Origin of the sequence: Enterococcus sp. FSL R5-0957 (assembly GCF_038008005.1) — a bacterium.
GTDB lineage: Bacteria > Bacillota > Bacilli > Lactobacillales > Enterococcaceae > Enterococcus_B > Enterococcus_B faecium.
The window spans coordinates 479,314-487,500 of the sequence record NZ_JBBOYG010000001.1; the positions used below are offsets into that span (position 1 = coordinate 479,314).

Sequence of the window (8,187 nt, forward strand, 5' to 3'; positions counted from 1 at the left end):
CAATCAGTTGAATGAAAAAGAAATTCTCCGATTACAAAAAGAATTGAAACGCTGGGAGAACAAGTATAAAAAGCTTCAACAAGTCTTTCGGCTACAAGAAGAAATCATTGCTACCTATGAAGCGGCTTATGGCGAAGCACCCGGACTTATTGAGGAAGAAGTACAAGTAAAAGAAAGTGAAGGAAACAGCTCTTTCTTTAAAATGATGGAGAAACGTTCCTATAATCGCTTCAATCAAGAACAAAAAGCAGCTATCACATATGATATGAAGAAACATCTTCGAATCATAGCAGGAGCTGGGAGCGGCAAAACGCAAACAATCTGTGCAAAAGCTGTTTATCTGATGACGCAAAAACAAGTAGACGAAGAACGCATACTAATGATCACTTTTACAAGGAACGCTGCAAATGAACTAAAAAAACGAGTAGATAATTTCAGCCAGAGAAAAACCGCTGTCCATATCGGAACATTCCATAGTATCTTTTTTAGGATATACAATGAAATTTGTCGAAAATTTCCTGAAGTAGCAATGCAAGGAATACAAGGAGACTTTTCAAAGGATACTGCACAAAAAGTGAATGCTGTTTTGCAACAGCTGATACGTAAATATAATCTTTATATATTTGATCAATATGGAGAAAAAACGATTGCTTCTCGGTTAGACTATTGGCAGAATATGAACCTTTCAGTAGAAGAAATGGTTCAGTTAGTTAAAGAAAAATATGATTCCATTGATAAGAATGCACGACAGCCGATATCAGAACGACTGTATGGATTGCTCACGGAACTCCAAGAACAAAAAAGAAGCCAGCAATTGCTAGAGTTCAATGATGTACTCCAAAATCTGAAAAGCGCTTTGGAGAATGAGGAGATCCAGCATTATATCGGCCAAAAATATGATTATCTATTCATTGATGAATTTCAAGATACTAATCCACTTCAATGGGAAATCGTGAAACGGATGACAAAGGAAAACAGGATCAAGTTGATTGTTGTTGGAGATGATGATCAGAGTATCTATGGATTCAGAGGATCAGAGCCAGCATACATCAAGAACTTTGAAAAAGAATATCCTACCAAAACTCTTTTCTTATTAACTAATTATCGTTCTCGGGCAGCTATTGTCCAAGGAGCAAATAGATTGATCAGCTATAATAAAAATGATCGGATACCAAAGGCGATGATTCCAGCACAAAAAGAAGCAGGCGTTATGGAAGCCTATTTGTTTTCTGATACTAAAGCAGAAAGTCAGTGGCTAATCAAACAAATTCAGACATTTATTCAAAAAAATGGGAAATATAAGGAATCAATCATATTATACCGATCAGCTTCACAAACGCAGCAGCTTGTCCAATCTCTGCTGAAAACGAATATTCCTTTTGTACTGGAAGCAGATAGTCCATATGAAGGTATCTTTGGTATCAAGCCTTTCCAACATTTCTATCAAAAAATTGTTCATTGGCAAACAGCACTGAATCTGCAAAAGAAAAATCAGGCCTACCAGCAATTGCTCCGGCAGCTGATGGCAGACTGCTACCTGAAAAAAAGTGAATGCGATCAATACTTTTCTCCTAAATATCAAAATATAGCCGTTGCAGATTATATTTTGTCGATAAGCCCCAATTTAAAATCGAAATCTGCAGAAATCCGAGAGTTTGAGGAAGCGTTGCGTAAAACAGACCAGCATCAAGAAATCTATTCGCTTGTTCAAAGCTATCTTCATCTGCCACGTATAGCTAAGGAAATCGACCAGAGTGATCAAGAATGGATACGAGAAGAAGTAAAGCAGCATGCTACTTTCAGAAGACTCCAAGCCTTATCGCAAGAAACCCAAGCGACAGCTAAAGAATTAAAAACCCGCTTGATTGCTTACAGACAAGGAAAACTTGATGCACTATGTATCCAGAGCATTCACAAAAGTAAAGGTCTTAGTTACCGAAATGTCTTTTTGATTGGTTGTAACGAAGGAAGTTTGCCTTATAACGGAGCGACAGAAAAGAAAGTAATCGACTTTAATGAAATAAAAGCAGAACCAGTGACGACGATAGAAGAAGAACGAAGACTATTTTATGTTGCGATGACTAGAGCAAGAAATCGTCTGTATCTATGTGTACCTCAAATGAAAAATTCAAGAAAATTGAAAGTATCGAGATTTATCAAAGAAACCGGGAGTCGTGTGAAAAAAGGAAAGTGATAGAAGAGAGGGCGTGACAGAAGTGGTCAGTTTCAAGAAAGAAGAAGGAATGTACGAAAATTGCTTCTCAAATTTTTGTGAAATTTCAGCTTATTTTCGAAGAAGCTATTTCTGGAACACCGTTTATTCGGAAAAAGGAGGTGTGACAAGAATTTTGTCACACCTCCCTTATTTATTTTGAAAATGAGAATACTATTATCAAAATAGAGAATATATAGAATAATTCTCATTATTCAAACGTAAATAATCAGTTATTTTGATTTTTTTTTATATTTTCTTAATTGTCAAATTAAGTTAGACAAATCATCAATACTTACGTAACTCAAAAATACTTCCAAAGGTGTTCGATAATTCAGTGATTTTCTAGGAATATTATTTCGTTTCGATGCGACAGATTGAATAAAAGATTCATCTACTGAATTGAAATCCATAGATTTCAATAAACCATCTCTACGTAACAATCCGTTAGAATTCTCGTTTAGGCCTCTTTGAGACGGCGTTCCTGGATCAGCGAAATAAATGGCAATATCATTGGCATTACTGATCTGTTTCCAATTTGAAAATTCCTTTCCACAATCAAAAGTGATGGATTTGAATAGATTTTTCGGTACAGATTCAAACCAATGATTTAATTTGTTTTCAATATCAATCGCTTGTCTACCACACGGTTTCAATGTGATGATAACTTTTGATAATCGCTCAACTAAGGTAATTACAGCACTTTTATGTTTCAAACCTACGATAGTGTCACCTTCAAGGTGACCAAACTCATTTGAGAATTGGCTATAATCTTTTTCACGTTCATGAATAGAGCGACGGAAAGCTTGTTTTCCACGTCTTTCTTGATGTCCATTTGGTTTACGCTTGCCTTTCATCGGTAAGTCAGAAGGATTAAATAGCCCCTTTTTGAACATACGATAAATGGTACGAGCAGAACAACGAATAGGAAACGCTGCACGACCAACAATCACATCGGGTGTCCATCCTTGAACAACCTTTCTTTGAATATATTCTGATTGTTCCTCAGGTAAAACAAGCGGGCGTCTACCACAGTTTGATTTGTTTTTCTTATACTGTTGATAGTACTCTAAGGCTGATTTTCCTTGCTTGAAGAACAGGTATACTTTATGGATCGTTTGTCTTGAACGATTCAAGCAATGCGCAGTTTTCGCAACAGATTGATTTATTTTGAAATAAGACTCTATCATTACAAGTTCATCCGTTGTAAGATGGGTATAGGTCATTTGTACTCACTCCTTATAATTCTTTGGACGGAACTATTTTGAGTGTAGCACAAATGACTTTTTTAGTTGTCTAGCTTAATTTTACAATCGGCGTTTTATTAGCTAATAATTGGTATTTTAAAAGAAATTACTGTAGAATTGGATTATAATTAAAAAGGAGTGAGAAAATGATAAAAGTATATACTTCGCCTAGCTGTACTTCCTGTAGAAAAGCAAGAGCATGGTTGCAAGCGAATCAACTTGAATTTGAAGAGAAGAATATTTTTGCCGAACCGTTAACAGAAAGTGAGATCAAAAAGATCTTGGCAGCGACTGAAGGAGGAGTTCAAGATATTATTTCCACTCGGTCGAAAATTTACGAAAAGCTGGGCATAGATTTTAACGAATTAACTTTAAAGCAAATGATCGTCTTATTCAAAGAATATCCTTCATTATTGAGACGACCTATTTTGATTGATGAAAAAAGAATACTAATCGGATTTAATGAAGATGAGATCCGGTCATTTGTCCCTCGTGAAATTCGATGTGTTGCCAGAAATCTGATCTATTTACAAAACAATAACATCTTAAATTCATGGGGAGGGAGCCTTCGTGGAAGTGAAAGTCTATGGATCAGCGCACTGTGTAACAAGTCTGAAGGCGAAACAATGGTTAGAACACCATCAATTGCCTTATCAATTTGTTGACTTAGAAGAACGCGATCTAAGTACAGAAGAAGCAGAGGAATTATGCAGTTTTGAAGAAGTGCAAGCAGAACAGCTATTTGCGACTTGGTCTGAGGCTTTTCACAACATTGCGATTGACCTTTCCTGTGTAGGAAAAAAACAACTGATTTTTTTATGCACACAACATACCAACCTCCTCAGACGTCCTTTGATTATTATCGATGAAGTTCTATTTATTGGATACAATGAGCAGTTGATGGAACAGCTTATCTTAAATAAATAGACTTTAACTGTTTTAATCAAGTCACTGAGCATTTCATACAGTTGTAACAGTCGAACACTTAGCATCAAGCGTGTTATGTGTTCTTTTTTTGACTTTATTTTTCTACTATAGAGACATGCTCAATTTATGTGGTCAAAATTCAAATCTAGGTGGGGATATAGAGTTAAAAATATATTGACATGTGTAAATTTACATGATATATTCATTTCTGTTGTTTTAAGTAGCAAAGCAATAAAATAGTATTTTAAAAAACATATAAAATAGTTGTTGACATGTTAGAAATGACATGATAAGATAACTGAGTCGTTAAAAAAGGACCACTTGCGAAGTTTGATTCTATAGGAAAAAACTTCAAAAAAGTTCTTGACAAATAACAAACGATAAATTAACGATAAATTATGGTAAATGAGTTGCTGAAAGATTTCGAAAAACGAAATCGAAAAAACTTTTAAAAAAGAGTTGACAATCGCTTGTCTCTCTGATATGATATAAAAGTTGCTACGGCAGCCAAAAATGAATCGGGAAATACTCCTGATGAAGTAGACCTTTGAAAACTGAACAAAGTAAGACAAACCAAATGTGTAGGGCGTCTTGATTCAATTCAAGACAACAAACATTTTTAACAAGCAAGCAATATGCTAGCAAACAAATTGAGCTTAACAATCGCAAGATTGTTCGAACTTTTTATGAGAGTTTGATCCTGGCTCAGGACGAACGCTGGCGGCGTGCCTAATACATGCAAGTCGAACGCCTCTTTTTCCACCGGAGCTTGCTCCACCGGAAAAAGAGGAGTGGCGAACGGGTGAGTAACACGTGGGTAACCTGCCCATCAGAAGGGGATAACACTTGGAAACAGGTGCTAATACCGTATAACAATCGAAACCGCATGGTTTTGATTTGAAAGGCGCTTTCGGGTGTCGCTGATGGATGGACCCGCGGTGCATTAGCTAGTTGGTGAGGTAACGGCTCACCAAGGCCACGATGCATAGCCGACCTGAGAGGGTGATCGGCCACATTGGGACTGAGACACGGCCCAAACTCCTACGGGAGGCAGCAGTAGGGAATCTTCGGCAATGGACGAAAGTCTGACCGAGCAACGCCGCGTGAGTGAAGAAGGTTTTCGGATCGTAAAACTCTGTTGTTAGAGAAGAACAAGGATGAGAGTAACTGTTCATCCCTTGACGGTATCTAACCAGAAAGCCACGGCTAACTACGTGCCAGCAGCCGCGGTAATACGTAGGTGGCAAGCGTTGTCCGGATTTATTGGGCGTAAAGCGAGCGCAGGCGGTTTCTTAAGTCTGATGTGAAAGCCCCCGGCTCAACCGGGGAGGGTCATTGGAAACTGGGAGACTTGAGTGCAGAAGAGGAGAGTGGAATTCCATGTGTAGCGGTGAAATGCGTAGATATATGGAGGAACACCAGTGGCGAAGGCGGCTCTCTGGTCTGTAACTGACGCTGAGGCTCGAAAGCGTGGGGAGCAAACAGGATTAGATACCCTGGTAGTCCACGCCGTAAACGATGAGTGCTAAGTGTTGGAGGGTTTCCGCCCTTCAGTGCTGCAGCTAACGCATTAAGCACTCCGCCTGGGGAGTACGACCGCAAGGTTGAAACTCAAAGGAATTGACGGGGGCCCGCACAAGCGGTGGAGCATGTGGTTTAATTCGAAGCAACGCGAAGAACCTTACCAGGTCTTGACATCCTTTGACCACTCTAGAGATAGAGCTTCCCCTTCGGGGGCAAAGTGACAGGTGGTGCATGGTTGTCGTCAGCTCGTGTCGTGAGATGTTGGGTTAAGTCCCGCAACGAGCGCAACCCTTATTGTTAGTTGCCATCATTCAGTTGGGCACTCTAGCAAGACTGCCGGTGACAAACCGGAGGAAGGTGGGGATGACGTCAAATCATCATGCCCCTTATGACCTGGGCTACACACGTGCTACAATGGGAAGTACAACGAGTTGCGAAGTCGCGAGGCTAAGCTAATCTCTTAAAGCTTCTCTCAGTTCGGATTGCAGGCTGCAACTCGCCTGCATGAAGCCGGAATCGCTAGTAATCGCGGATCAGCACGCCGCGGTGAATACGTTCCCGGGCCTTGTACACACCGCCCGTCACACCACGAGAGTTTGTAACACCCGAAGTCGGTGAGGTAACCTTTTGGAGCCAGCCGCCTAAGGTGGGATAGATGATTGGGGTGAAGTCGTAACAAGGTAGCCGTATCGGAAGGTGCGGCTGGATCACCTCCTTTCTAAGGAATATTACGGAGACTACACAATTTGTTTTTACTTTGTTCAGTTTTGAGAGGTTTACTCTCAAACACTTTTGTTCATTGAAAACTGGATATTTGAAGTAAATGTAAGTAATACAAACCGAGAACACCGCGTTGAATTTGAAAGCTGAACAAATTGTTTAGCCTGAAGCAAAATAGGCGGACGGCCATAAAATCTTTGATTTTATGAGACGATCGATCTTTTTGCCGTACAGGCTGATTTGTGAGCTGGATAGAGTTTTTTAATAAGTTCAATTGCTTATTTTCTTGATCTAACTTCTATCGCTAGAAGAAGGATCAAAACCCAACCGTAAGGTTGATAAGGTTAAGTGAATAAGGGCGCACGGTGGATGCCTTGGCACTAGGAGCCGATGAAGGACGGGACTAACACCGATATGCTTTGGGGAGCTGTACGTAAGCTATGATCCAGAGATTTCCGAATGGGGGAACCCAACATCTTTAATAGGATGTTACGATTGTGTGAATACATAGCACATTCGAGGTAGACGCAGAGAACTGAAACATCTAAGTACCTGCAGGAAGAGAAAGAAAATTCGATTCCCTGAGTAGCGGCGAGCGAAACGGGAAAAGCCCAAACCAGCAAGCTTGCTTGTTGGGGTTGTAGGACTCCAATATGGTAGTTCTTTCAGATAGTCGAATGACTTGGAAAAGTCAGTCAAAGAGGGTAAAAACCCCGTAGACGAAATGTGGAAGACACCTAGGAGGATCCTGAGTACGGCGGAACACGAGAAATTCCGTCGGAATCCGGGAGGACCATCTCCCAAGGCTAAATACTCCCTAGTGACCGATAGTGAACCAGTACCGTGAGGGAAAGGTGAAAAGCACCCCGGAAGGGGAGTGAAATAGAACCTGAAACCGTGTGCCTACAACAAGTCAAAGCCCGTTAATGGGTGATGGCGTGCCTTTTGTAGAATGAACCGGCGAGTTACGATTGCATGCGAGGTTAAGTTGAAGAGACGGAGCCGCAGCGAAAGCGAGTCTGAATAGGGCGTTTGAGTATGTAGTCGTAGACCCGAAACCATGTGATCTACCCATGTCCAGGTTGAAGGTGCGGTAAAACGCACTGGAGGACCGAACCCACGTACGTTGAAAAGTGCGGGGATGAGGTGTGGGTAGCGGAGAAATTCCAAACGAACTTGGAGATAGCTGGTTCTCTCCGAAATAGCTTTAGGGCTAGCCTCGGAATTGAGAATGATGGAGGTAGAGCACTGTTTGGACTAGGGGCCCATCTCGGGTTACCGAATTCAGATAAACTCCGAATGCCATTCATTCATATCCGGGAGTCAGACTGTGAGTGATAAGATCCATAGTCGAAAGGGAAACAGCCCAGACCACCAGCTAAGGTCCCAAAATATATGTTAAGTGGAAAAGGATGTGGGGTTGCACAGACAACTAGGATGTTGGCTTAGAAGCAGCCACCATTTAAAGAGTGCGTAATAGCTCACTAGTCGAGTGACCCTGCGCCGAAAATGTACCGGGGCTAAACATATTACCGAAGCTGTGGAGTACACCTTTAG

General features: G+C 40.7%; 3 protein-coding genes, 2 rRNA genes and 1 pseudogene (1 of these 6 only partly in view). 5 read left to right on the forward strand and 1 reads right to left on the reverse strand.

Translation table 11 applies throughout. The features are described 5' to 3' along the window. Positions 1-7 precede the first annotated feature (7 nt). Positions 8-2,194, forward strand: a complete 2,187-nt coding sequence (locus MKX69_RS02295; protein WP_002339579.1) for an ATP-dependent helicase — start codon at positions 8-10, stop codon at positions 2,192-2,194. A 284-nt stretch (positions 2,195-2,478) separates the two neighbouring features. Here MKX69_RS02295 and MKX69_RS02300 read toward each other — a convergent pair whose 3' ends face one another. Further along, positions 2,479-3,438 carry an IS30 family transposase gene (locus MKX69_RS02300; protein WP_000222573.1) on the reverse strand — a complete coding sequence of 320 codons (960 nt, stop codon included), beginning with the start codon at positions 3,436-3,438 and terminating at the stop codon, positions 2,479-2,481. A 167-nt stretch (positions 3,439-3,605) separates the two neighbouring features. Here MKX69_RS02300 and MKX69_RS02305 point away from each other — a divergent pair. The 4 genes and pseudogenes from MKX69_RS02305 to MKX69_RS02320 form a co-directional block, all read left to right on the forward strand. Then, positions 3,606-3,962 (forward strand): annotated as a pseudogene (locus MKX69_RS02305) (Spx/MgsR family RNA polymerase-binding regulatory protein); the annotation flags it as partial. Between the two features lie 67 nt (positions 3,963-4,029). Further along, a complete protein-coding gene (locus tag MKX69_RS02310; RefSeq protein WP_002286247.1) occupies positions 4,030-4,386 on the forward strand; it encodes a Spx/MgsR family RNA polymerase-binding regulatory protein in 357 nt (118 codons plus the stop codon). Between the two features lie 682 nt (positions 4,387-5,068). Beyond that, positions 5,069-6,628: ribosomal RNA gene (locus MKX69_RS02315) — 16S ribosomal RNA — on the forward strand. 344 nt (positions 6,629-6,972) lie between these two features. Next, a 23S ribosomal RNA gene (locus tag MKX69_RS02320) occupies positions 6,973-8,187 on the forward strand (it continues 1,700 nt past the right edge of the window). Together the 16S and 23S rRNA genes form the textbook arrangement of a ribosomal RNA operon.

Bases quoted from the DNA above. Each gene is read 5' to 3' on its own strand.
- MKX69_RS02300 (WP_000222573.1), bottom strand. From the start codon at position 3,438: ATGACCTATACCCATCTTACAACGGATGAACTTGTAATGATAGAGTCT.